Raw genomic sequence first — 25,183 nt, forward strand, 5'->3', positions numbered from 1 at the left:
ATTTACTTACGTATCCTTTTTTTGTTTTTATAATGCTTCTCATAACTGAAGTATGACACAAACGTAAGAATCACAAAGAAAGCTATAAGGTAATAAACAAATGTTGGCGTCACCGGAACATCACCACTCGCGTATGAATGCAACCCTGTTAAGTAAAAGTTTACACCAAAATACGTCATCATAATAGTAGCATAAGAGAAAATTGCCAATACATTAAACAACCAGCGTCCTTTTAATCCAGGTACCAATCTAGCGTGAATTACAAAAGCATATATCATGATACTTATTAAAGCCCAAGTTTCCTTAGGGTCCCATCCCCAATAACGACCCCAACTTTCATTAGCCCATTGACCTCCTAAAAAGTTACCAATAGTAAGCATTACCAGACCAACTGTTAAAGCCATTTCGGTAATAATGGTTATCTCTTTAATGTTGATATCCATTTTCTTTTTATTCTTATCATTGGTTAATATCATTAATAATAGAGCGGTTGCTCCTAGAATCATTCCTAATGTAAATGGGCCATAACTTGCTACAATTACTGCTACGTGAATCATCAACCAATAACTATCAAGTACTGGTACAAGAGTAGAAATAGCAGGGTCTAACCAGTTTTGATGTGCAACCCATAAAATTATAGAGGCTACAAAGGCCGTAGATGCTATGGTAAGATCACTTTTTCTACCAAATGCCAACCCAAAGAAAACAGTTGCCCAAGCGATGTAAATTATAGATTCATAAGCATCACTCCAAGGTGCATGACCACTTATATACCAACGCGCAATAAGACCTAGTGTCATCAATGCAAAAAAGACCCAAATAATATATTTACAAACCTTAATAAGTGTATTGACTGTTTTACCTTCTTTAAATATCTGGAAGATGATAACAATAAACATGACAATACCTATTAAAGCGAAGTATTTGTAAAGCCTGTTAAAAATATCAGCTTTGTTGTAAGCTATTTCAGCGTCTATTTTTGAGTCGCTAGGCATCACTTCACTTCCGTATTTATGCTGAAACTTATTAATACCTTCAAGTATTTGTTCTGCTTGAGCATAATCACCCGTTTGTCTTGCTTTTTTTAAAGTCTGAAAATACACCGGCAAGATGCTTTTTGTAATTACCGAATCGGTTCCTTTAAAGTTTGCCTTTTGTAATTCAGGATATGAAACCCAGGTATTATTTTCGTCATTTGGTAATGGAAATATCTTTAAAATACTACCACTAAGCGCCCGGTTAAGTAAAAAGGTTTTTTCATATATTTTAATGAAGTCTTTTTCAAACTGGTTTGGGTTTGTTTTACTGGTAGCTTCTTCAATATAGGGAGCTATTTTACTGTTTCCGTTTTCATCAAAAAGCTGTATCAAAGAAACTTCACTCGTCTCTTTTGAAACACCTATAACCCGTTTTATACTGTCATTTCTCCAGTCCAATTTCAGCAAAGGTGTTTCTAACCATAACCGAGGAAATTCTGTCATAGATAAAAACACTTGATTTGCATCTAGACCACGATACGAGTCGTCTTTACTTATTTTACGTAGCAATTGGCTTGCAAAGGTGTGTACCGGTTTCATACGTCCGTTATCTTGTATAACTAGACGTGAAAACTTGGCTGCATGTTCTTTACTTACAGCAGTTGTTTTTATTACGGAATCTAACCTTGCCTCAGGAGTTTCACTATGCATATGCATAGGTTCTGTAGGGGTTTGTTGTGCAAATCCTGTAGCTGAAAGAAGCACCAAGACAAGCATAGCCATTTTTGCCTTCTTCTTTTTAATCTTTGTAAGCGCTCGTTCTAAAAATCCAAAGCGAGTGTTTTTATCAAATAGTATAGCCATTAAACCAATGTAAAGTAAAAAGTAACCTATGTAAGTAATCCAAGTTCCCCAAAAGTCGTGGTTCACAGATAATATAGTACCGCCTTCATCTGGGTCAAAACCTGATTGAAAGAACCTATATCCACCATAATCCAGTACATGATTCATATAAATACGATAATCCATCGTACTACCATCTTCTTTATTTACGGTTACTTTACTTTCAAAAGAAGCATAGTTTTTTTCGGTTCCGGGATATTTTTCTGCAATAAAATCATTTAACGTAACGCTAAACGGAAGTTCATAACTTTTTGAACCATAAGTAAGATAGACGTCTAGACCACCCACCGTTACTTTCTTTGGGTTTGAAGCTGTTCCCTTGCCACCTAACAATTCTATTGTTTTTGTCTCACCATTTGAGGTTACATCAAGAATCAAAGCATCTTTATTGGTTTTTTCTCCGGCATCGGCTTTAACTACTCCGTTTTTTCCGGTGGTCATAGGCTCAGGAATCACAAAAGCCATACCTGCCAGTTGATATAATGAGCGCAACATTAAGGGTTGTAAACTATCTTTTGCAACGCTGCCTTGTTTTTGGTCTGCCATTCGCATGTATGACCCTTCAAATGGTGATTCTATATCGTAGCTTCCATCCTCGTTATAGGTAATATTTATAGCGCCTTCGGTAGGTTTATTTACGGCAAACAATACATTGTGAATACTTGCTACTTCGCCTACTTCTAACCAGTGGTCGTGACGATTGCCATCTCCTGCTTCAACAATTTTTAAAAATTGACTACCGTCTTCAGTTTCAATTAAACCTTCTTTAGCGTTTTTAATAAAGTCTTTATACTTTATTGTAACGGGTTGTTCATTATAATCGGTTTCAATAGTAAAATCGTTATCTAAGCGTTCAGAGAGACGTAACTTTTTGGGAGGTAACTTTCTGCGTTGTGCAACACCGTTAACCATGTAGTCACCATCTATAAAGGTGTTTAAATAGGTGTGTTCTGAAAGAATAACATTCTCTGTTTCTCCTTCACGAATGTGCATTACACCTTCATAACCAATATACCTGGTCACAAAAGCGCCGATAATTATTAAAATAAAAGAAATGTGCAATATAAAGGTTGCCCACATCTTTTTTGTGTTTAGGTTGTATCGAGAAATATTACCCAAGAAGTTTAAAACAAATATTCCCATAATGGCTTCAAACCACCAGGCGTTGTAAATCATTTCCCGACTGTACGGTGTGGGTGATGTTTCAGATGAGGCGTCTAGGAAAGTACCAATTCCCATGGCGACAGCAAAAACAATAAATAATACGGCGGTAAGACGAGTAGAAAAGAGGATTGAGGCTATTCTTTTAATCATTATAGCGAATTTTGGTGCAAAAATAATGATTTAGGCTCATATTTTCTACTCAAATCTGTTAATGAATTTTATTTTAATTTTCAGCCTTCGTTCTTGCCTCAAAAATTTTTAAATGGATAAAAGTTCCCATATTCCGAGCTCTGTTTTTAGCTAGCTGCGCCCTATCGCCTTCAAATAATCTATCAATGGTTTGAAACCAAAGGTTTAACCAAACCCCAAAGTGCATTTCATTGATGGGACGCTCTTGTTTTTTATCTACTTCAACGTGTTTTACTAATGGATTTCCTTTATATTTTTTCTGAAAAAACAAATTGCTCTCCCAAAAGTCTGTCAGTTTTTCAAAATGACCTTCCCAATCGGTTATGATACCATTAAAAATAGGCCCTAACAAATCATCTTTTCTAACCAATGCATAAAACTCGGTTACTAGTTGATACACATCGTCTCTATTGGTAATATCGGTTTTTGACATAGGTTTATACTATATTTACAAAGATAAGCAACATGTTAACCACCAAGCTTATTCCTAGTAATCTAAAAGATAATTTATACGGTGCTTGCGCTAGTAACGCAGCGTTGTACCCCATACACAGACTCACGCACAGCACTAATTCTATAAATGGAAGCGTTGTTGTACCCTGCGCAAGAATAACCATCGCTGCTATTGATCCTATACAACTTTGAAGGATGATGGTTAACGGTACATAAGCATAGTAGTTTTCTTTAAATTCTGTGAGTAAACTTTTTTCTGAAATCGTTTTCATAACTTTGAATTTTATAATAACAACACAAAAGTAGGAAGCCACTCACCTATTAGTTTATGAGGCAAATCATAAAGCCATGATTCATCACAACATTCTTTTTGATTACGGAGCTCAATCGCTAGAACTCAGTGCTAATGACGTGATATTTTCTGAAAATCAACGTGCTCTGTTTTACTATCAAGTAATGAATGGAACGGTAAAAATGTTCAACCTCAACGATGACGGTAAGGAGTTTGTACAAGGTATGTTTACCGATGGTGAAAGTTTTGGCGAACCGCCTTTATTTGGTGAATTCTCCTATCCGGCTTCAGCAATTGCTGTTTCAGATTCTAAAGTGATTCGCTTAAGTAAAGAACAATTTTTTGCGTTGCTCAAAGACAACACAGACATCCATCTTCAATTTACGGCTACCTTGTCACGTAGATTAAGCTACAAAGCCATGATTATGAAAGAAATATCTGTTTACCCGCCAGAGCATCGCATTTTGACGGTTATAGACTTTTTAAAACAAAAAGATGGCAACCCATCAAACTATCAAGTAGAACTCACCAGACAACAACTGGCAGACCTTACCGGTTTGCGAGTAGAAACAGTTATACGAACGGTAAAACAACTGGAAAGCAACCAAGACATTAAAATAATCAATAGAAAAATTTATAGATAAACCTTAAAAAAGTAAGTACCTTCATCATCATGCTTAACGTTATTATTTTAGGATATGGAAACATAGGTGTTAATATAACCAACGCTTTACATACTTGTGACACCGTAACTGTTAATCAAATAGTTAACAGAAATACCATAAACCCCAACTATACTATAGACTCTATCCCTACTACAACCAACCTTTCTGAAATTCAAGAGGCAGATGTATACATCATTGCGGTGCCAGATGATGCCATTGAAGATTTTTCGGCTTTGCTTCCTTTTAATGATAAACTTGTAGTGCATACATCGGGAAGCGTCTCGATGCAAACGCTTGACGGAAAAAACAAAAAAGGCGTGTTTTATCCTTTGCAAACCTTTACCAAAAACAAGTTGGCAGATTTTACAAACATTCCTATTTGTATTGAAGCTGAAGACTCTACCGATTTAAATACGCTTCAAACACTAGCCGGAGCTATTTCAAATTCGGTTACGGTCATTTCTTCCGAAAAACGAAAAACAGTACACTTGGCTGCTGTTTTTGTAAACAACTTTGTGAATCACTTATACACCATTTCTGAAGCTATTATGCAAGAACAAAATCTTGACTTTGACCTATTAAAGCCGTTAATTGCTGAAACGGCAGAAAAAATACAACACCTAGCGCCCGGCGATGTACAAACCGGTCCTGCCAAACGCAATGACTTAAAAACTATAGAAAATCATTTACATTTGCTGAAAGATAGTCCGTATAAAAAAGTGTATGAGCACATGACAGAGGCTATCAAGAAGCACTATTTATAATGATAAATTTATTCAATACATTAAATAGAATAGGCTAGGTTTTGGTTCGGTTATTCATTGATGTAAAAAATGAACACGATACTACCTAGATTATAGTATAACTGATAACTAATTAAAAAAACTCCTGCCCGCGCAGGGGATTGTATATGGAAAAAAGCTATAAAGAATACTTACAACACATTACCACGTTTATTTTTGACGTAGATGGCGTCCTTACCGATGGCTCTATAAGCATTACCACCGAAGGAGAAATGTACCGCACCATGCACACCAAAGATGGTTTTGCTTTAAAAACAGCATTAAACAAAGGATTTAATGTATGCATTATAAGCGGCGGCACCAATGAAGGTGTACGGGCTCGTTTACGAGGATTGGGTATAACCGATATCTACCTGGGTGCGCACCATAAAACCGATACTATGGATGAATACTTGGATGTGTATGATATAAAACACGAAAATGTATTGTACATGGGTGATGATATTCCAGATTTGTATGTGATGCAACAAATAGGATTACCGTGTTGTCCGCAGGATGCCGTACCAGAAATTAAAGCTATTTCAAAATATGTATCTCATAAAAAGGGTGGAAAAGGATGCGTACGTGATGTTATAGAACAGGTTTTAAAAGTGCAAGGCAAATGGATTAATGATGAAAATACCAGTGCTAAATATGATTAACCCATATCTGTTATGGTATTAAACTATCTTAAACTCATAAGGCCTATTAACCTACTGTTAATAGTACTTGTTCAGTTGCTTATTAAATACGCTTTGTTCAATCCATTTGAGGCTTTTACAACACTTAGCGACAGTCAGTTTTTACTATTGGTCTTAGCTACTATTTGTATTGCTGCCGGAGGCAATGTTTGTAACGATCTGTATGATGTAGCCATTGATCGCATTAATAAACCTTCAAAAGTTATAGTAGGCAATTCTATTTCTGAAAAAAAAGCAAGTATATTTTATGTAGTAACCACCTCAGCAGGTGTTTTACTCGGGTTTTATTTAGCCAATATCATTGGTAAACCGGCTTACGTTACTCTTTTTATTGGTATTGCAGCTTTGTTATATGTATATGCAACCTATTTAAAAACAATGCTTTTAATAGGAAACATTTTAGTAGCGGTATTGGTTGCTATGAGTTTACTTATAGTAGGTATTTTTGATTTAATTCCTGCTACCTCGGCTTCCAATCAAGCCGCCCAATGGGCTGTTTTTAAAATAGTGGTACACTATGCCTTATTTGCTTGCATTCTCAACTTTATACGTGAGTTGGTTAAAGACTTGCAAGATATTAACGGCGATAAAAATGGTGGTAAAAATACATTGGCTATCAGCATTGGCAGATCAAGAGCTACAAACGTAGTTTTCGTCTTGGGTGCCTTGTTAACGCTCGGCGTTATTTATTATATGTATGAGGTTTTATATGCTCATACTTGGGCTGTTTTGTATTTTTTATTCTTGGTTGTGGCTCCTCTCCTATTGTTTTGTATTAAATCGTTTGAAGCCGAAAAGCCTAAAGATTACAAGCTGCTATCTATTTTACTTAAACTAACGATGCTTACTGGTATTTGTTCTATGTTGTTGTATCCTTTTGTAATTTTATAAATCAAAGTCAAGAAAAAACATGATTCTTTCAAGGTACCATAGCCGAATACCAAAACGGACGCCGGGCTTTCATAACAAATTCAAATACTAGCGTGTAGTCTTTTTTATCTATGCCATTTTATGTAATCTATTTTCAATACTATTAATAAGTATGCTTAAACAAAAACTTAAAAACCACCATATCATCTTAGCTTCGGGATCACCCAGGCGGCAAAAATTCTTTCAAGAGCTTGACATTCCTTTTACTATTGATGTTCGTAAAGTCAATGAAGTATATCCTCAAGCATTAAAAAAAGCTGAAATAACCGACTACCTGTCTCAATTAAAAGCTGCTGAGTTTGATGCTTTATCCGGCAACGATATTCTTATAACCAGTGATACCATTGTCTGGAAAGAAAACAGCCCTATGGAAAAGCCTAGGGATGCTCAACACGCCAAACAGATGATTAAAAGCCTAAGCGGCAACGTTCATGAGGTAATCACATCGGTTTGTTTTACGGGTGCCTCCTTTCAACAAACGGTTAATGAAACTACCAAAGTTTGGTTTGCAACCTTGACAGATGATGAAGTAAACTATTACGTTGATACCTTTCAACCTTTTGATAAAGCCGGTGCGTATGGTATACAAGAATGGATTGGGTATATAGGCGTTGAAAAAATAGAAGGTTCCTTTTTTAATGTGATGGGATTACCCACCCGTCTTGTTTATAAAACGCTGTTACAAATAGCTGAAAAAGCGAATTAATCCGTTAATTTTTCAGTAATTTTAAATTTAAATTCATTTTATGAAAGCTCCTTCATACACTACGCTGTGTTCGATTCTATGGGTGGTAAGTAGCATGCTTATGATGTTTTCTTGTAACGATTCTGAACACAGTTTAATTCCTGCTAGTGATACTTCAATACAAGATAGCGTAAAGCAACAACGCCAATTACCTGAAGATTTTAAAAGCTATTGGTATTCCGGTAAAGCCGAAATAACCTCCTTCAAGCTCATGCAAGAACGATATGGCGAACTACGTGAAGGTACGGCTACGACTATTTTTGTAACCGAAGACTTCCTGCCCGATGCGCAAGTAAAGGCCAATACCCAATCTGGCGATAATACATCTGTTTTAAAATTGAATAGCGTTAAAAAATTTACTACCGGAATATACCCTTACTCGATTATGACGAGTACCTTTAATCCCATTCAAGCACAGCAACATCCTTTAAAGATTACGCACTCGGTGCAAGAATGGTGCGGACAATCATATATGCAGTTAAACAACCGAGAAGCGTTTAAGATACAATCGCATTCCTATTTTGAAGGCGAAGCAGATCAAAGCCTATCCCTTTCTAAAACGTGGCTGGAAGACGAACTGTGGAACCGCATTCGTATCAACCCTGAAGAATTACCTACCGGAGCCATTCAACTCATCCCTTCATTTGAATACATACGCCTGCGCCATACCAAAATTAAAGCATACCCGGCAACGGTAAATTTAAAACAAGGTGATTCGCTGTCTATGTATTCTGTGATGTATCCAGAACTAGAACGTGAACTAATTATTTACTTTAAGAGCACCTTTCCATACGAAATTGAAAAATGGTCTGTTACCAACGGTACCCATCCCAATGATAGTACACGCTTAAAAACCACCGCAGAAAAAATGAAACGCATTCGTATTGATTATTGGAATAAAAACAAAACCGTTGACGAACGCCTACGTGACAGCTTACAACTTAATTAAACCGCTATGAACCTAGAGTTTTATATCCCTCAAATTATAAAATCCATATTGGTACTGCTTATCTTTTTGATACTGCGGTATATGTCTATTCAAGTAATAAAACGATATGCCAAAAAGTTTGAACGCCTAGAGCATCGCACAGGTTTAATCATTAAGCACGTAGATTTTGCTATAATCTTTTTTGTAATCCTATTCTTTACATTAATCTGGGGAGTACAGATTAAAGATTTAGGCCTTGTTATGTCATCGGTTTTTGCTGTAATTGGTGTGGGCTTTTTTGCCCAATGGTCTATTTTAAGCAACATCACCAGTGGTATTATTATGTTTTTTACCTTTCCGTATAAAATAGGTGACTATATTAAAATACATGATAAAGAGTTTCCGTATGAGGGAATGATAGAAGACATTAAAAGCTTTCATATCATTGTACGTACCAAAGACAATGATGTGATTACTTACCCAAACAGTATGATGCTACAGAAAGGAGTAACAGTAATTAAAGCTGAAGAATATCACGAGTCCATTCAAGAAGAGGAAGGACAAAATAAAAACCTTACCGATCACGGTACAGACTAGAGATTTAAATACCAACAAGCCTAGTCTCTTTACTGTTCATAACGGCTACTACCCACTTTCACTATCTTCCTAAAAAACTAGGTGCTGCTTTAATACTTTTTTGTTAATCCAAATCAATACAACGATTACAAAGCATAAAATTTGTATCAAGCTTACATAATGCAGTAATACAAATAGGCATCGATATGGTTTTTCGGACCTCAAAATCATTCAAACGTACAGTCAGTGTATAGCTTCTAACCAAGATGCAAAACAAGTACTCTCTTTCTTCTTAAACCTTTCAGCAAAACAATCTTTCTTCTTTATTAAAACGCTACGTGTTTCACTATATATTTTGGTATATTTGATTCGTTCAGGAAAAAACATAATCACAACTATGCGCAACTTTTTTAGGGTACTTTTTTTAATAAGTATCAGCTTCACTGCCTCTATCGCTCAACAACCTCAAAAACCTACCGCTTCTGAAATTTACCACAACCTCAAAAAGCTTAACTTTCTAGGGGCTGCTATGTATGTCGCTGCGCATCCCGACGATGAAAACACACGATTAATTTCTTATTTGGTAAATGATGTACATGCGCGCACAGCCTATTTATCACTTACTCGAGGTGATGGGGGGCAAAATCTTATTGGTCCCGAGATACGAGAATTACTTGGTGTAATACGTACACAAGAATTACAAGAAGCACGTCGCACCGATGGCGGCCAACAGCTTTTTACACGCGCCAATGATTTTGGGTATTCTAAGCATCCAGATGAAACTATGGCTATTTGGAACAAAGAAGAGGTGTTAAGCGATGTTGTACGCGCCATTCGTAAATTTAAACCCGATGTTATCATCAACCGCTTTGACCATCGCAGTCCGGGTACTACGCACGGCCACCACACCGCCTCTGCTATGTTGAGCGTAGAAGCGTTTGATATGATTAACAATCCTGCACAGTTTCCTAAAACCGCAAAAACCTATGGTACTTGGCAACCTAAGCGATTATTTTTTAACACCAGCTGGTGGTTTTATGGTAGTAAAGAAAAGTTTGATCAGGCCGATAAAAGCAATCTAGTCTCTGTACAAACCGGTAATTACTTTCCGGCTTTAGGTCTTTCAAACGGTGAGATAGCCTCGCTAAGCCGAAGCAAGCACAAGTCGCAAGGTTTTGGCGCCACAGGAACGCGTGGTAACGAAACCGAGTGGCTGGAGTTTTTAAAAGGTGATTTTGAACAAGGGAATAACAATCTTTTTGATGGTATTGACACGTCGTGGTCACGTATTGAAGGTGGTGAAACCATTGGTGGTATTTTATATCCGCTTGAAGAAAATTTTGATTTTCAAGATCCCACCCGTATGCTACGACCCTTATTACAAGCGTATGAGTTGGTACAACAACTTAAAGACGATCATTGGCGCACCATTAAAACCAAACAACTGGAACAACTTATCATCGATTGTGGGGGTGTGTTTATAGAAGCTGTAGCCGAAACCAACGCTATTAATCCCGGTGATCAATACAAGGTAACATTTGAAGCCATTAACCGAAGCAACTTCCCGGTGGTGTTACAATCGGTTACTACGCCCTCTGGAGCTACTATTGTAAATGAGAACACAACCTTAGCTCCTAATGAAAAGCATACATTTGAAGCCACCCTTACTTCTGAAAGCACACGTAATTCAGGTCCGTATTGGTTGCGTGAAAAAGGATCTTTAGGTATGTATAAAGCCCCAGATGCTATGATTAACAAACCGGAAACCCCGGCTCCCGAACAAGTGATATTCAACCTTGCCATGAGTCGTAGTACACTTCCGGTAGCTCGCAATGTAGTTTACAAATACAATGACCCCGTAAAAGGTGAAGTATATCAACCGCTAGAGGTGTTACCGGCAGTAACTTCTACCATTGCGGAAAAGGTTGTTATTTTTTCTTCTAGAGATGAACAATCCATTCCGGTGACTATCAAAGCGGGACGCGATAACGTATCGGGTACGGTACAGCTTAACCATCCTACAGGCTGGAAGGTGTCACCTGCTCAACCTAGTTTTACAATTTCAAATAAGGGCGATGAGCAAACCATTGTGTTTACCGTAACCCCACCCAAAGAACAAAGCGAAGGGTATTTAAAGCCTTTGGTAACTATGGGCGATCAGTTTTTTGATTCAGAATTACATACTATTGATTATGATCACATACCGTATCAACGGGTGTTATTACCTTCTGAAACTAAAGTAGTACGTATAGATATTGATAAAGAAGGTGAATCTATTGGTTATATTGCCGGTGCCGGTGATGCCATTCCGGAGAGCTTACGACAAATAGGATACCAAGTTACCCCTATTTCACCGTCGGCTATTTCTTATAAAACCTTAAAGAAGTTTGATGCTGTAGTTGTGGGAATTCGTGCTTATAATACTGTACCTGAGTTGGCTTTTAAACAAGCTGCGCTCAACACGTATGTACAAGAAGGCGGCACCTTGGTTTTACAATACAACACCAGTCACCGTTTGGTTACAGAAGAGCTAGCTCCTTATTCTTTATCGCTATCTCGTGACCGAGTGACCGATGAGTTGAGTGATGTTACGTTCTTAGCTCCAGATCATCCGGTATTGAATACACCCAATACTATTACACAAGCCGATTTTACCGGCTGGGTACAAGAACGCGGACTCTACTTCCCCAATCAATGGGCGCCAAAGTTTGTCCCTATCTTAGGGATGCATGACAAAGACGAACCCCAAACCAAAGGGTCGCTTTTGGTTGCAGAATACGGTAAAGGCTATTACATTTATACCGGTCTTAGCTTCTTTAGAGAGTTACCTGCCGGCGTGCCCGGTGCGTATCGATTGTTTGCTAATATTTTATCTTTAGGTAATTAATTATGAGTGACACCAGCAACAAACCCGTAAAAAAGTGGAGTTATATAACCATTATTGTACTTAACACCCTGTACATTTTCTTATTTTATTTACTGATGAAAAGCTTTTCCTAATGCAGCAGATTGATTGGATTGTCCTTATTGGAACCCTTGTTTTTATAGTGCTGTATGGTACTTGGAAAACCCGCAAAAACAAAACAGTAGACGATTACTTAAAAGGCGGTAACGATGCCAATTGGTGGACCATCGGGTTGAGTGTGATGGCCACACAAGCGAGTGCCATTACCTTTTTGTCAACCCCGGGGCAAGCCTTTCACGATGGAATGGGCTTTGTGCAGTTTTACTTTGGGTTGCCTATTGCCATGATTATTATATGCTGGGTGTTTATTCCTATTTATCACAGGTTAAAAGTGTATACGGCTTATGAATATTTAGAAAGCCGTTTTGATCTTAAAACACGTACCCTTACCGCTATCTTATTTTTAATACAACGTGGTTTGGCAGCTGGGATTACTATTTTTGCACCGGCTATTATCTTATCTGCGGTCTTGGGTTGGAATTTGCATTACCTCATCATCGGGATAGGTACACTGGTGATTATCTATACCGTAAGCGGCGGCACCAAAGCTGTAAGCGTTACCCAAAAACAACAAATGGCTATCATTTTTGCCGGGATGTTTATTGCCTTTTTATTGATACTTAATTACCTACCGCTGGATATATCGTTTACTAATGCGCTAGAGATTGCCGGCGCCAACGGAAAACTGGATGTGCTCGATTTTTCATTCGATTTTAAAAACCGATACACATTCTGGAGTGGTATTATTGGCGGTACCTTCTTGGCCCTCTCCTATTTTGGTACCGATCAAAGCCAAGTGCAACGGTATTTATCAGGACGCTCCTTACGTCAGAGTCAGATGGGGTTAATCATGAATGGGCTGTTAAAAGTACCTATGCAGTTTTTTATTCTCTTAGTTGGGGTTATGGTGTTTGTGTTTTATCAATTTAATGCCTCGCCATTGCATTTTAATCCGGCAGCAGTAAAGGATGTAAAAGAATCTGCTTATGCTTCCAATTATGAAGCGCTAGAAGCCGAAAAGCAAAGCTTAGACAAACAACTCAACGAAAAGCAAATTGCCTATTCTGTAACAGAAGATGCTTCAGAAAAAGAAACGTTACTTGAAGAAATTAAAATAATAAATGTCACGGAAGAGGAACTAAGAGAACAGTCACGAGGGTTAATTAAAAAAGCCAACCCAGAAGCCGAAACCAACGATAAAGATTACGTTTTTATTCACTTTATCTTAAACAACTTGCCTAGAGGGTTAATTGGCTTGTTATTGGCGGTTATTTTAAGTGCTGCTATGTCTTCAACCGCATCAGAATTAAACGCCTTGGGGTCTACCACTACAATAGATTTATACAAACGTAACACCCCGGGGAAAGATGAAAAACATTATATGCACGCTTCTAAGTGGTTTACCTTGCTCTGGGGTGTCGTTGCCATTGGGGTAGCCAGTGTGGCAAACTTATTTGAAAACTTGATAGAATTGGTCAACATTATCGGTTCTATTTTCTATGGAAATGTACTAGGTATTTTCTTGTTGGCATTTTTTGTTCGGTTTGTAAAAAGCAAAGCCACTTTTATTGCTGCTATCATCACGCAACTCATTATTGTATATATGTGGTCGGTAGATGCAATGCCCTACTTATGGTTAAACCTGGTAGGCTGTGCGTTGGTAATGGGGATAGCGGTGTTGTTGCAAACGGTGTTACCGAATGCTGAAAAACCATCAAAAGAAACCGATTAAATAAACAAAATGAAACTATTGTATACCCTAGCGTTATGCTTTCTCCTCCTTCCCCTTTCAAACAGCTACGCGCAAGAATACTTTGAGGGTGTTATAACCTATGATGTGACCTATGAAAGTGTTCATCCTGCTATTGAAGAAAAACAAATAGACATATCTTTCTTTGAGCCTAATCCCAAAAAAGTAGTTGTTGAAGAGTAACCTGCTGCTTTGTTTAAAAAATCATTCCCAGTATAACCAACTGTAAAAACTTCCATATGCAACCCAAAAAATCATCCTTTGTTACTACGCTTTCTATCCTTTTAATCATCTTTTCGGGGTTTGGGCTGCTGATTGCTATTATTCAAAACCTAATGATTTACCTTATATCCGGTTTTTCTGAACCTGAAAATCTTTTAATTAATGATCCTTTTGAAACCATACGATTAAATGTCGAATTAATTATCGGGCTTTTTAGTTTGGCTACGCTCTTTACATTCATTAGCTCTATTGGTTTGTTCCGAAGAAAAAATTGGGCACGAATCAGTTTATTGGGGTTACTTGTTTTCTGGATACTATGGATTCTTATCACGCCTACATTGCAATGGTTTTACTTTTTTGATGGGGAAGGACTACCTCTCTCAGCCGAGCCGGAAAACATACTAAGCCTTGTGCTCACCCTTGTTCTGGCTGCCATTGTTTTGGCGCTGGTGTTGGTTTGCATATGGATCTTTCGCAAGCTTTCTTCTGAAAAAATTAAAGCTGAATTTAAGTAGCAGTTAATCACTACATATTCAACACTCCTACTCCTTCTTAAAAATTGTACCTTTGGGTAATACCTAGTTGTGTACGCTGTTTATACATACTACTAACTAGTGCGTACACACGCTTTAAAACATCTGTTATTATGAATAAAGTAGTACTTGCTTGCCTTGCTTTTATACTAACCTTTTCCCTACACGCGCAACAATTTGATGTTTCTTTTTCTGAAGATATCCTTTCTGAACCCTTTACAGGGAATGTACTTCTTTATCTTTCACAAGAAAACAAAAACCCAAAAGATGCTTTTGTTCCCTTAGAGTTACCACCCGTGTATCGCAAACAAGTAACGCAATTGCAACCCGGCGCAACCCTTCGGTTTGATGATTCGGCAATTTCATATCCCAATACCCTTTCCAATATTGAACGCGGCTCCTATTATGTGCAAGTGGTTTTTGACCGTAATTTGGGCGGACAAAACATAGGTGGCAGTCCCGGTAACTTATATTCTGAAGTGCAACGCATCACCTTTGATAAAAATTTTGATGCCGTGCACACCCTACAAGCCAATCAAGTAGTGCCTACGCTTTCTTTTACAGAAACCAAGCATATGAAAGAACTCGCTTTACGGTCTCAATTGCTTAGTAATTTTCACAATAAAGACGTAACCATTGCCGGCGCTGTGCAACTACCAAAAGGTTATTATGAAAACCCAACCGCTACCTACCCTGTGTTGTTTAGCGTGTTTGGTTTTGGTGCCAATTATAAAACCCACGCCGGAAGTAAAAAATACGCCATGAACCACCTTAACGACACCCCGGCAATCGTGGTGTATCTGGATGGTAATTGTGCCCAAGGGCATTCTACCTATGCCAATAGTGACATTAACGGTCCTTAGGGCGATGCCTTGGTAAAAGAATTTATCCCTGCGCTTGAAAATCAATACCGCACCAATGGCGCCAAATTGGTGTTTGGGCACAGCAGTGGCGGTTGGACAGCTTTATGGCTTCAGCTTATGTATCAAGATACCTTCTCAGGAGCTTGGGCAAGCGCACCCGATCAAGTAGATTTCAGAAATTGGCAAGGCGAAAACATCTATACCGATACAAATTTATACTACGCTCCCAATGGTTCGCTACTAGCCGATATCACAATGGGAGGCGGTTACCCGATTATTGCTGCCAAAGATATGTATCAAGTAGAACACGTAGTATATCGCGGCGAACAGATTCATTCATTTGATGCTGTTTTCAGCAGTCGGGATGCCGATGGGGAGATTATACGCTTGGTAGATGCAGCAACCGGAACCATCAATCCCGAGGCGCTTCCGTTATTTAAACGCTACGATCTTTCGCATCAAATTACTACCAATTGGGAAACCTATAAAGATGTTGTCAATAACAACATTCGTATTTCCATAGGCAAACAAGATAACTTTCACCTGCATAAAGCCGTACACTTACTTGATGATGCATTAAAAAAACGAAATTCAACCATTACGATTGACTATTACCCGGGTGATCACTTTACCGTATATACCCCGCAGTATAAAGAAGATGGACAACGCTTTTTGGACAAACAATACCAAGCGTGGCAACAGGAAAACAAGTAACTATTTTTAAAACTTTATTTTTCAGCAGTATACAAACTATTTTATTAGGTTATACAACCGTTATACTACCTACATAGTCGCTAATGGAGTACTGTTTCGATGCTTTATTTTTAAACGTTGCCCACACCTCTAGCGTATGATCTTGCAGTTCTTCGGGGAATTGTAACACCACTTCCCCCATATGCCGTTGGGCGGCGGCTTCAAAGAAAATAAAGTTTTGCGTAGCGGGCACATAAGCTATAGCCGAAAGTACATCCTCAGCATATGCCAAGCCCAGTGCGCTATTGTCTGTCCATTGTAACGATGCTTTCTGCTCGGCTTGTGCTGTGATTGATGCATTTAGCAACCCGCGTATGGGACCTTTGCTAATAAGCACTTTTGGATAATCAATTATAAAACTATCTGCCGTGGGAATCATGGCCTCTGTTAAAAAGTAGGACTTCGCGAAATCGAATCGGCTTTTCTTTTCTTCGGGTTGGTCAAAACTTTCGTTTAAAAAAGCTTTTATTGGTAGCATAAAAGCGTACATCATTTTAAACTTTAGTCGGTTGTGCAGTTGTGCAGGACTCGGCTTTTTGGTCGATTTTCTCGGTTTGCTTCGCATCACGGGAACACCGCGCCACGTAGTACCTACCACAGTACCTACCGTACCGGAAAAACCACCGAGAATACCATTATTAAATGTGGCCATAACAAGTAGAATTTGGTTTCGTTAGTATAAGGGGAGCCCCGAAATATAAAGCGTATTCCCTTAAAAAACAAGCGTGTACCCAAAAAAAGCAAGATGCACTCCCCTAGTTTCATCCGAGTTTTCTTCGAGAATACTTCGACCATTGCCCGTAAAAGCAGGTGTTTCTCGAAAAAACCTCGAAGGAATATCGAGCCAGTATCGAACCAAACCTGAGGATAACCCTAAAAACAACACAGCATACAAGTGCCCTATTTTGTGATTTAGGTTTTTTACCTATATTTGAAAGATACTCCCCTTTGATTATTTACAATAAAAATAGCTTATAAGCGCACAAACTGCTCTTGGCATACCAAATAAGGTTGGTAAGGGAACTAAAAGTGCTTGAATAAACTAGTTGTGCAATATTTAACAAAAAAGCAAAAATCAATGAAAAAACTGAACTACATTTTATTGTTTTCTTTCTTTTTGACTTTTAATTTAATTCAAGCTCAAGACGAAGTAAAAGAATCCAAATTTAATATAATTGGATACGGTGGAATTGGATACGGAATTGTAGAAAACGATAGCGAACCAAATTATAATTTTAATAGTAACAGTGGAGAAATTCTTTTGAATTACAATCTAAATCAAAAATTTGGGATTGCAACAGGAATTGGATTAAACAAATTATCAGGTAATGGATTTAACTCAATTGGAAATTTTCACCACGAAAGAAGTTTGTTAAAAATTCCATTGTTGTTTACGTTGAATTCAAAAATATCCGATGACTTTAAAATATTTGCGAATTTAGGATTCTTCGGACAGTCCATAATCAAAGATGAATACCAATTTATAAATAATACTCAAAAAGACATTTACGAAGGCTGGAATTTTGGAGCACAAATTGGACTTGGATTTTTATACGAGATATTTGATAATTTTTATTCTGGAATAAATTATAATGGACAATCTGACTTTAGCAAATTTGAGACGAATAGTAATGTTGGAATGAATGACGAACAGAAAATGAAAAATCTGAATTCCATTGGAGTTATATTAATTATCGAGTTATAAAATGTTGCACAACAATGTATAACCGCAATTTATTCACGCATATATATTTACTAAAGGAGTTATTCGGTCGTTCCACTCGGGTCAGCGGATTCGACTACGTCTGAATCTACTCGGAATTGCTAACGTCAGTGCTTAACCGAAAATTATCGCTACTTTAGCCGTAACTGACGGTTATACGAGACCGTTGGGCTTAATATGAAAAACCAAATATGACGACAGAAATAATACTTCTCATAATACTGATAATCTTGCTTGCAGTAAATCTGATTGTGACTTTAGTTAAAAAGCTAAAACTTGATTTTGACATTGAAGGAAATTTTAATGAAACGAAAAACTCATTAGTGAAATTTGATTCAACATTGGAAAGAACCGATAAGTCAATGAAAGATGAATTTCAAAGAAATAGAGAAGAATCAAATACTTCTGCAAAAAATCAAAGGGAAGAATTGACTAAATCGCTTGATGGTTTTAAAGAAGGATTTGACAATAATACCAAACGCTTAAATGACCTATTAAAAGAGAGATTTGATGCATTTAGCAAACAACAAACCGAAATAAACCAAGAATCAGAAAAAAGAATTAAAGAGGTAAAAGAAACAGTTGAAAACCAGCTTAAAGAAATCCGAGAAGATAATACGAAACAACTTAATGAAGTCAGAAAAACAGTAGATGAGAAATTACAAAAAACATTAAATGAACGCCTAACCCAATCATTTGAAACAGTTGGTAAACAATTAAAGTCTGTTCAAGAAGGTTTGGGCGAAATGAAAAATTTGGCTACGGATGTTGGAGGATTAAAAAAAGTTCTGAGTAATGTAAAGATGCGTGGTGGTATTGGAGAGGTTCAACTTGCTATGTTATTAGAGCAAATACTTGCACCTGAACAGTATGAAGCTAATGTCAAAACAAAAAAAGGCAGTTCAGCTACTGTTGAATTTGCCATAAAATTACCAGGAAAAAATGATGACAACTCTGTAGTATGGCTTCCGGTAGATGCTAAGTTTCCAAAAGATGTTTATGAAAAACTTCAAATGGCTTATGATGATGGAGATTTAGATAAAGTTCAATTCGCACAAAAAGAATTAGACAATACAATAAAGAAAATGGCTAAAGATATTAGTGAAAAATATATTGACCCACCAAATACTACTGATTTTGGGATAATGTTTTTGCCATTCGAAGGAATTTATGCAGAAGTTGTAAGAAAAGCAGCTTTACTTGAAACATTGCAAAAGGACTATAAAATAATTGTAACTGGACCGACAACATTAGCTGCTATTTTGAATAGTTTGCAAATGGGCTTTAAGACCTTAGCAATTCAAAAGAGAAGTGGTGAAGTTTGGCAAGTTTTAGGAGCAGTCAAAAAGGAATTTGAAAACTTTGGAGGAATGATGCAAAAAGCTCAAAAAAATATCCAAACAGGATTAAATCAATTAGATGATGTTATGGGCAAAAGAACGAGAGCCATTCAAAGAAAATTAAAAAACGTTGAAACACTTGACGAGGGACAAGCGAAAGCAATCTTACCGGAAATAACAGATAATTTGTTGGACTTAGAAGAAGATAATGGATAGTGTTGAGAAGCTAAAAGAAAATTTGAACGAACAACAGTTGAAAGCTGTAACAGAAACCGAAGGTTTTGTTAGAGTAATCGCAGGTGCAGGTTCGGGAAAAACAAAAGCTCTAACTCAAAGATATGCCTACATAGTTGAAGCATTAGGAATTAATTCTTCAAATATCCTCTGTGTAACCTTTACCAACAAGGCAGCACAAGAAATGCGAAAAAGAGTAAAACGTTTAGTCGGAGAAAATTCAGATTTAAGTTACATAACCACTTATCACGGATTTTGTGTTCGAGTATTAAGAGAGGACATAAACAAAATCAAATACCCAAAGAACTTTATAATAATGGACGTTGAAGACCAAAAAACTGTTCTTCGACAAGTTTACAATGAATTGGGTTTAACATCAAAGGTATTTACTTTCAAACAAGTTTTAAGGTACATAAGTAAACAAAAAACTTCGCAAGAATATCTGCAATACATCCTAGAATTAAAGAAAAAAGAAACTGACAACGAAATAGAAAAAGTCTTTATTAGGTATTTAGAAAAGCAACAAAGAAATTTCGCTTTAGACTTTGACGATTTACTCAATTTTGCTCTTTACATATTTGTAAATAATCCTGACGTTCTTGAAAAGTGGCAAAAGAGATTACACTACATTCAAGTTGACGAAACTCAAGATAGTTCGCAAAAACAATTTATGTTAATTGAGATGCTTTCTCAGTTCCATAAAAATCTTTTCGTTGTTGGTGACCCAGACCAAACCATTTATGAATGGCGAGGTGCAAAACCTGAAATTTTGGTTGATTTTGACAAACAATTTACTGATTCAAAAACAATCATTATGAATCAAAATTATCGTTCAACACCAAACATTTTAAGTCTTGGTAATCATATAATTAAAAACAACAAAATTCGAGTAGACAAGGATATGTTTACTCAAAATCCCGAAGGTGTTGAAGTTGTTCACTTTCACGGAGAAAATGATTACGAAGAAGGATTATGGGTTGCAAATGAAATCAAAAGACTTGCAAAAGATGAAAACTGTAAATATTCAGATTTTGCAATATTATATAGAGCAAATCATATTTCACGTAGCATTGAACAATCGCTAATTAGAGAAAATATTCCTTATTCAGTTTTTGGCGGTATTCGATTCTTTGAGCGTAAAGAAATTAAAGATGTCTTGGCATATTTACGATTGATTGAATTTGAAGATGATTTTTCATTTTTAAGAGTTGTGAATACACCAAGTAGAGGTTTAGGTAAAAAGTTCATTGAAAATGTTGCAAAAATTGCTGAAAAAGAAAGCATTTCTCTTTATTCGGCTTTGCAACAAAATATAACGCAAAAAGATTTAAGTCGTAAAGGAGCAATTGAATTTATTGAACTTATAGAAAAGTATAAAAAATCAAAAGCAGATTTAATTATTTCAGATTTAGTAAAAGAAATAATGGACGAAAGCGGTTTATCTGCTTATTACAGAACTGACGGAGACACAGATAGATTAGATAATATCAAAGAACTTCAAAACTCAATAATTTTATTAGAAACCCAAGATGAAGAACAAATAAACCTTACTGAATATCTGCAAGAAATTGCACTTTATACAGATATGGATATTGAAGATGATAGAAATGACCGAGTTAAACTAATGACTATCCACACTTCTAAAGGTTTAGAGTTTCCTTACGTTTTTCTTTGCGGCTTCACAGAAGGTGTGTTACCGAGTGCTATGTCAATCAAAGAAAGAAGAGCAAAAGCAATTGAAGAAGAAAGACGTTTAACCTATGTTGCAATAACAAGAGCCGAAAAAGCATTTTATATGACTGAATCAGAAGGTTTCAATTTCAGCACAGGTTTAAATAAATATCCTTCTCGTTTTTTATTTGAAATAAGCGACAATTATTTTGTGCGAAAAGGAGAATTAAGTCAAGAAATCATAAATGAGGCTAAAGAACAACTTAAACTTGATGCAAACAGACAATTAATTCAAAAGAAATTTGACGTTGGAGATTTGGTAAATCACTTGATTTGGAAACAAGGAAAAGTAATTGAAGTAAACGAAGAGAAAGGAGAATATCAAATTGAGTTTGTAGAAACAGGAAAAACCAAACCAATAAATTTTGAATTTAGAGGTTTAACAAAAATCGAGAAGCAAACTGAACTTACAGAGGAAGAAGAGACTGAAAAATCAAAATCGGATGAAGATTGGAATTCGTTTGTAGAAAACGAAATTCAAATTAAACAAAGTGAGAAACCTGAAATTCCCGAACCGAAAGAAACCAGTGTAGAGGAAAAGAAAGATTTGATTAGAAAAAGAATAGCTGATTTAAAAGAAGAAAAGGAAATACTTGATAAAATAAATGCCGAAAATATTAAATCAGAACTAATAGCCGAACCAAAAAAAGCGGAAAAAGAGACGACTAAGAAACAAGAAACGGAGGAAAAAATACTAAGCCCAACAACGTATAAAAGTAATGGCGGCAATAGTGCTAAACCTAAAGAAAAAGATAAAATTAATTTATGGTCTAAACTGAAAGGTTTGTGGTCTTAAACCGCCACTACTCTTATACAAGACCGTTAGCAATAATTAGAAAGTAACCGTAAATCCAAAATTAAATGAAAAATTTAATACTTCTTTTAGTGACAATATTTCTTATTTCTTGCAACGAAAAAAACAAGCAAACGGAAATAAAATCGATGGATGAAACCAAAATAGATATTCAAGCCGAATTAGCATCGATTGAGGAAACTCGCGCAGGCTTTCAACTGGCAATTAAAGAAAAACGCTATGCTGATTTAAGGAATTATGGTACTAAAGATATCATATCATTAACACCTATTTGTGGGACTTGGGAAGAATATAAACGTCTACGAAATGAACCTGTGGGCTCTTTTAGTTACGACAGTTTGATTATGAAACCTAAAGAAACAATTATTGTAAGTGATAGTATAGCGTATGACTTTGGAACAAGCTCTGTTTATTACACCAATGAACAAGGTGAACCGATAGAAATTGAGGATACATTCTTGGCCATACTAAAAAAGGACAAGAGCGATGGAAAATGGAAATTACACAGAGAAGTAGCCACAACTAATAAATTGGAAAAATAACTATTGCCAACAAGGTATAACCTCAATTAGCTACCATAAGTTATCAACAGAAAAAAACTACCTTTAATCACGTACCTTCCACTATACACTACGGTTACTCATAAAAATACATCAAGTGTAACAACGGATCCTATAGACAGTCATTACAGTAAAAGAATCTATATGAACATAGCACGAACTGTACTTATTTTAAGTACTCTATTACCTACATTTGGATTGTGCCAACAATTGGAACCTCAAGTAGATAAAGTATACACAGTAAAAGAGAATGCACCCGGGTACTCCATTATAATCGCTAAAGGTGAAACCATCTTATTTGAAAAACAATATGGAGTTTCAAATTTGGATTATAACGTACCTATTACAAGTGAAACTGTTTTTGACATTGGTTCTGTGGCGAAGCAATTTACTGCCTACGCAATACTCCTACTAGAAGATCAAGGTAAATTATCTATCAAAGAACCGGCTTATAAGTACATAGATAATCTACCTCGGTATAAAAAAGGCAACCCAACCATTGAGCATCTATTGAATCAAACAAGCGGCATTAAAGAAGTGGATGGCATAGCGGGAATTGCAGATTATGGTCGGAGTGATTTGCTTACGCAATCGCAAATGATGAATTTTATTACCAAAACTAATTCTTTAAACTTTAAACCGGGAGCGTACTTTCAATACACCAATTCAAACTATATTTTACTTGCTGAAATTATAGCCAAAGCATCGGAAAAACCTTTTGCAACGTTTATGCAAGAGGCGGTTTTTAAACCATTTGGAATGAAACATACCATCAAGAAAACAAGCACCTATTCCATTATCAAAAACAGGGCAATAGGCTATATAGAAGATGAAGGCGATTATTATAAAACGCATCTACACAGCTTTATTTATGATGGTGACGGACAAATACTTACTACTGCAAAAGATATGTTTAAGTGGCATTTGGGCTTACAGAATATAAAAAATAAATGTCCTGAATTGTATAAAAAAATGCATACCAGAGCCACGTTAAACAATGGTAGTATTCTCGATTATGGTTTGGGTGTAGAATTTGAAACACACGCTAACTATGAAGCCGTTGGTTTTGACGGAATGATACTAGGCGGCTTTGTTTCTAAGTACCTTTATTTTCCTGAAGTGGATATGATGTTTTTCACCACACAAAATACGTTTGATTCAGATTTTGAAGAGCAGTTTTTTCAGTTAGTTGATTTGTACCTTCCGAATACTACGTCCAACAATGAAACAAAAACGAGCACACAACACAAAACCATACACCTTTCAGAAAAAGAATTACAGCAATACGAAGGAAACTATCTTTTTAAGGGTAGTGATATTGAAACTATAAAAGCAAATACCATACAACTTAAAAATAATGAGCTTGCTGTGCTTACGACAGATGGAGAAGAAATCACACGATTAAAACCTATTGGAAATCATCAATTTATGTTTAATGATAAATTAGTTGTATTTGAATTAAAACCCGATGGAAAAAGCTATAGCTACTTCAATTCAAAAAACGAAGTACCTTGGCTATTTAATGAATACAGTCCAACTACCTACAACGAAACGCAATTGAGAGCGTTTGAAGGACACTACTTTAATGCAGATTTTCAAATAAGTAAAAAAGTAGTATATAAAGACGATACTCTTTTTGTGTATGGTAGAAATGGTGCTTGGAAATATGAAATAGAACCCCTGTACAAAGATACTTTTGAATACTCATCAGACCTCTTAACCTTTGTTAGGGATGATACTAAAAATATAATTGGGTTGAAAATCTTGGGAATTGTATTTGATAAAATATAAGTACGATAATACATTCTACATAAATTATTACGGTTATATTGCTAAAACAAATAAGAAAAAAGCAATAGAACATTTATAAAGACAACCGCAGCAACTATTTCTATGAACTTATCTGAGCACATATGTTTGCATTTAAATGAAATAAGGAGACGAAGTAGTATGCTGTGGAGTGTACTTCCTGAGAGCCATTATAACTGGAAACCAGACGATACTGCTATGAGTGCTTCGGCAATGATACGGCACGTACTGGAAGCTGATTATGGGTGGCATATTATTATCAATCAAGGTGATATGAGATCTTATAAAACACCCTGGAACAACCGCCCTTTCACTACTGTCAAAGAAGAACTTGAATTTGCTGAGCCATACAGAAAAGCCTTTTTGGAGCGTATAAAACAATTTTCAGATAAAGAATTAAACGAAACACAACTTATTCACCCCGGAAATGGAGAAAAGAAAGTCCTTGCCCCCTATTTGTTCCGGATTGGGTATCACGAGTCTGTTCACGCCGGGCAGTTTTTATCCTATTTAAGAGCGATGAATATTGCTAGACCTACTATTTGGGATTAAGCCCCTTCCGCCCTACTTCCTTACCGTTG

The 25,183-nt window shown here is 36.5% G+C and carries 23 protein-coding genes; 19 read left to right on the forward strand and 4 right to left on the reverse strand.

Annotated elements, in window-relative coordinates:
- Positions 1 to 2 precede the first annotated feature (2 nt).
- From ccsA to INR76_RS11850, 3 genes are all read right to left on the reverse strand, one after another.
- On the reverse strand, positions 3 to 3,194 hold the full coding sequence (ccsA, locus tag INR76_RS11840; protein ID WP_223108175.1) for a cytochrome c biogenesis protein: 3,192 nt from the start codon (positions 3,192 to 3,194) through the stop codon (positions 3 to 5).
- Positions 3,195 to 3,267: 73 nt separating this feature from the next.
- Positions 3,268 to 3,666, reverse strand: coding sequence for a group III truncated hemoglobin (locus tag INR76_RS11845; RefSeq protein WP_223108176.1), 399 nt, complete (start codon positions 3,664 to 3,666; stop codon positions 3,268 to 3,270).
- Positions 3,667 to 3,670: 4 nt separating this feature from the next.
- Positions 3,671 to 3,958, reverse strand: coding sequence for a hypothetical protein (locus INR76_RS11850; RefSeq protein WP_223108177.1), 288 nt, complete (start codon positions 3,956 to 3,958; stop codon positions 3,671 to 3,673).
- A gap of 76 nt (positions 3,959 to 4,034) precedes the next feature.
- On the opposite strand from INR76_RS11850, the gene INR76_RS11855 reads away from it, so the two are divergent.
- The 13 genes from INR76_RS11855 (at position 4,035) to INR76_RS11915 (ending at position 16,352) form a co-directional block, all read left to right on the forward strand.
- A complete protein-coding gene (locus tag INR76_RS11855; protein ID WP_223108178.1) occupies positions 4,035 to 4,622 on the forward strand; it encodes a Crp/Fnr family transcriptional regulator in 588 nt (195 codons plus the stop codon).
- 29 nt (positions 4,623 to 4,651) lie between these two features.
- A complete protein-coding gene (locus INR76_RS11860) occupies positions 4,652 to 5,407 on the forward strand; it encodes a Rossmann-like and DUF2520 domain-containing protein (protein WP_223108179.1) in 756 nt (251 codons plus the stop codon).
- A 146-nt stretch (positions 5,408 to 5,553) separates the two neighbouring features.
- The gene (locus INR76_RS11865; RefSeq protein WP_223108180.1) at positions 5,554 to 6,087 is read left to right on the forward strand and encodes an HAD family hydrolase; all 534 of its coding nucleotides are present in this window, start codon (positions 5,554 to 5,556) and stop codon (positions 6,085 to 6,087) included.
- Between the two features lie 12 nt (positions 6,088 to 6,099).
- The gene (locus INR76_RS11870; protein ID WP_223108181.1) at positions 6,100 to 7,017 is read left to right on the forward strand and encodes a geranylgeranylglycerol-phosphate geranylgeranyltransferase; all 918 of its coding nucleotides are present in this window, start codon (positions 6,100 to 6,102) and stop codon (positions 7,015 to 7,017) included.
- Between the two features lie 151 nt (positions 7,018 to 7,168).
- On the forward strand, positions 7,169 to 7,762 hold the full coding sequence (locus tag INR76_RS11875) for a Maf family nucleotide pyrophosphatase (protein ID WP_223108182.1): 594 nt from the start codon (positions 7,169 to 7,171) through the stop codon (positions 7,760 to 7,762).
- 40 nt (positions 7,763 to 7,802) lie between these two features.
- On the forward strand, positions 7,803 to 8,750 hold the full coding sequence (locus tag INR76_RS11880; RefSeq protein WP_223108183.1) for a septum formation inhibitor Maf: 948 nt from the start codon (positions 7,803 to 7,805) through the stop codon (positions 8,748 to 8,750).
- A gap of 6 nt (positions 8,751 to 8,756) precedes the next feature.
- Positions 8,757 to 9,326 (forward strand): mechanosensitive ion channel domain-containing protein, encoded by a 570-nt coding sequence (locus tag INR76_RS11885; protein WP_223108184.1) that lies wholly within the window; start codon positions 8,757 to 8,759, stop codon positions 9,324 to 9,326.
- Positions 9,327 to 9,702: 376 nt separating this feature from the next.
- The gene (locus INR76_RS11890) at positions 9,703 to 12,192 is read left to right on the forward strand and encodes a PIG-L family deacetylase (RefSeq protein WP_223108185.1); all 2,490 of its coding nucleotides are present in this window, start codon (positions 9,703 to 9,705) and stop codon (positions 12,190 to 12,192) included.
- Between the two features lie 112 nt (positions 12,193 to 12,304).
- Entirely contained in the window at positions 12,305 to 14,002 is a 1,698-nt protein-coding gene (locus INR76_RS11895; protein WP_223108186.1) for a sodium:solute symporter, read from the forward strand.
- A gap of 9 nt (positions 14,003 to 14,011) precedes the next feature.
- The gene (locus INR76_RS11900) at positions 14,012 to 14,203 is read left to right on the forward strand and encodes a hypothetical protein (protein WP_223108187.1); all 192 of its coding nucleotides are present in this window, start codon (positions 14,012 to 14,014) and stop codon (positions 14,201 to 14,203) included.
- A 56-nt stretch (positions 14,204 to 14,259) separates the two neighbouring features.
- A complete protein-coding gene (locus INR76_RS11905; protein ID WP_223108188.1) occupies positions 14,260 to 14,757 on the forward strand; it encodes a hypothetical protein in 498 nt (165 codons plus the stop codon).
- Positions 14,758 to 14,888: 131 nt separating this feature from the next.
- Positions 14,889 to 15,638, forward strand: coding sequence for a hypothetical protein (locus INR76_RS11910; protein WP_223108189.1), 750 nt, complete (start codon positions 14,889 to 14,891; stop codon positions 15,636 to 15,638).
- A gap of 9 nt (positions 15,639 to 15,647) precedes the next feature.
- Positions 15,648 to 16,352, forward strand: a complete 705-nt coding sequence (locus tag INR76_RS11915; protein ID WP_223108190.1) for an alpha/beta hydrolase-fold protein — start codon at positions 15,648 to 15,650, stop codon at positions 16,350 to 16,352.
- A gap of 49 nt (positions 16,353 to 16,401) precedes the next feature.
- On the opposite strand, the gene INR76_RS11920 is transcribed toward INR76_RS11915, so the two are convergent.
- Positions 16,402 to 17,043, reverse strand: a complete 642-nt coding sequence (locus INR76_RS11920; protein WP_223108191.1) for a DUF6266 family protein — start codon at positions 17,041 to 17,043, stop codon at positions 16,402 to 16,404.
- A gap of 426 nt (positions 17,044 to 17,469) precedes the next feature.
- Here INR76_RS11920 and INR76_RS11925 point away from each other — a divergent pair, with 426 nt between their 5' ends.
- From INR76_RS11925 to INR76_RS11950, 6 genes are all read left to right on the forward strand, one after another.
- Complete coding sequence (locus tag INR76_RS11925; RefSeq protein WP_223108192.1) at positions 17,470 to 18,096, forward strand: outer membrane beta-barrel protein; 627 nt, start codon at positions 17,470 to 17,472, stop codon at positions 18,094 to 18,096.
- Between the two features lie 209 nt (positions 18,097 to 18,305).
- Positions 18,306 to 19,670: a DNA recombination protein RmuC gene (locus INR76_RS11930; RefSeq protein ID WP_223108193.1), complete on the forward strand. Its 1,365-nt coding sequence runs from the start codon at positions 18,306 to 18,308 to the stop codon at positions 19,668 to 19,670.
- Positions 19,663 to 22,215 carry an ATP-dependent helicase gene (locus INR76_RS11935; RefSeq protein WP_223108194.1) on the forward strand — a complete coding sequence of 851 codons (2,553 nt, stop codon included), beginning with the start codon at positions 19,663 to 19,665 and terminating at the stop codon, positions 22,213 to 22,215. Before INR76_RS11930 ends, INR76_RS11935 begins: the two co-directional genes overlap by 8 nt.
- Positions 22,216 to 22,304: 89 nt before the next feature.
- The gene (locus tag INR76_RS11940; RefSeq protein WP_129760038.1) at positions 22,305 to 22,775 is read left to right on the forward strand and encodes a hypothetical protein; all 471 of its coding nucleotides are present in this window, start codon (positions 22,305 to 22,307) and stop codon (positions 22,773 to 22,775) included.
- Positions 22,776 to 22,937: 162 nt separating this feature from the next.
- Positions 22,938 to 24,584, forward strand: a complete 1,647-nt coding sequence (locus INR76_RS11945; protein ID WP_223108195.1) for a serine hydrolase — start codon at positions 22,938 to 22,940, stop codon at positions 24,582 to 24,584.
- Between the two features lie 102 nt (positions 24,585 to 24,686).
- The gene (locus tag INR76_RS11950; protein ID WP_223108196.1) at positions 24,687 to 25,154 is read left to right on the forward strand and encodes a DinB family protein; all 468 of its coding nucleotides are present in this window, start codon (positions 24,687 to 24,689) and stop codon (positions 25,152 to 25,154) included.
- The last annotated feature ends 29 nt before the right edge of the window (positions 25,155 to 25,183 follow it).

Origin of the sequence: Marixanthomonas sp. SCSIO 43207 (genome assembly GCF_019904255.1) — a bacterium.
In the GTDB taxonomy this organism is placed as follows: domain Bacteria; phylum Bacteroidota; class Bacteroidia; order Flavobacteriales; family Flavobacteriaceae; genus Marixanthomonas.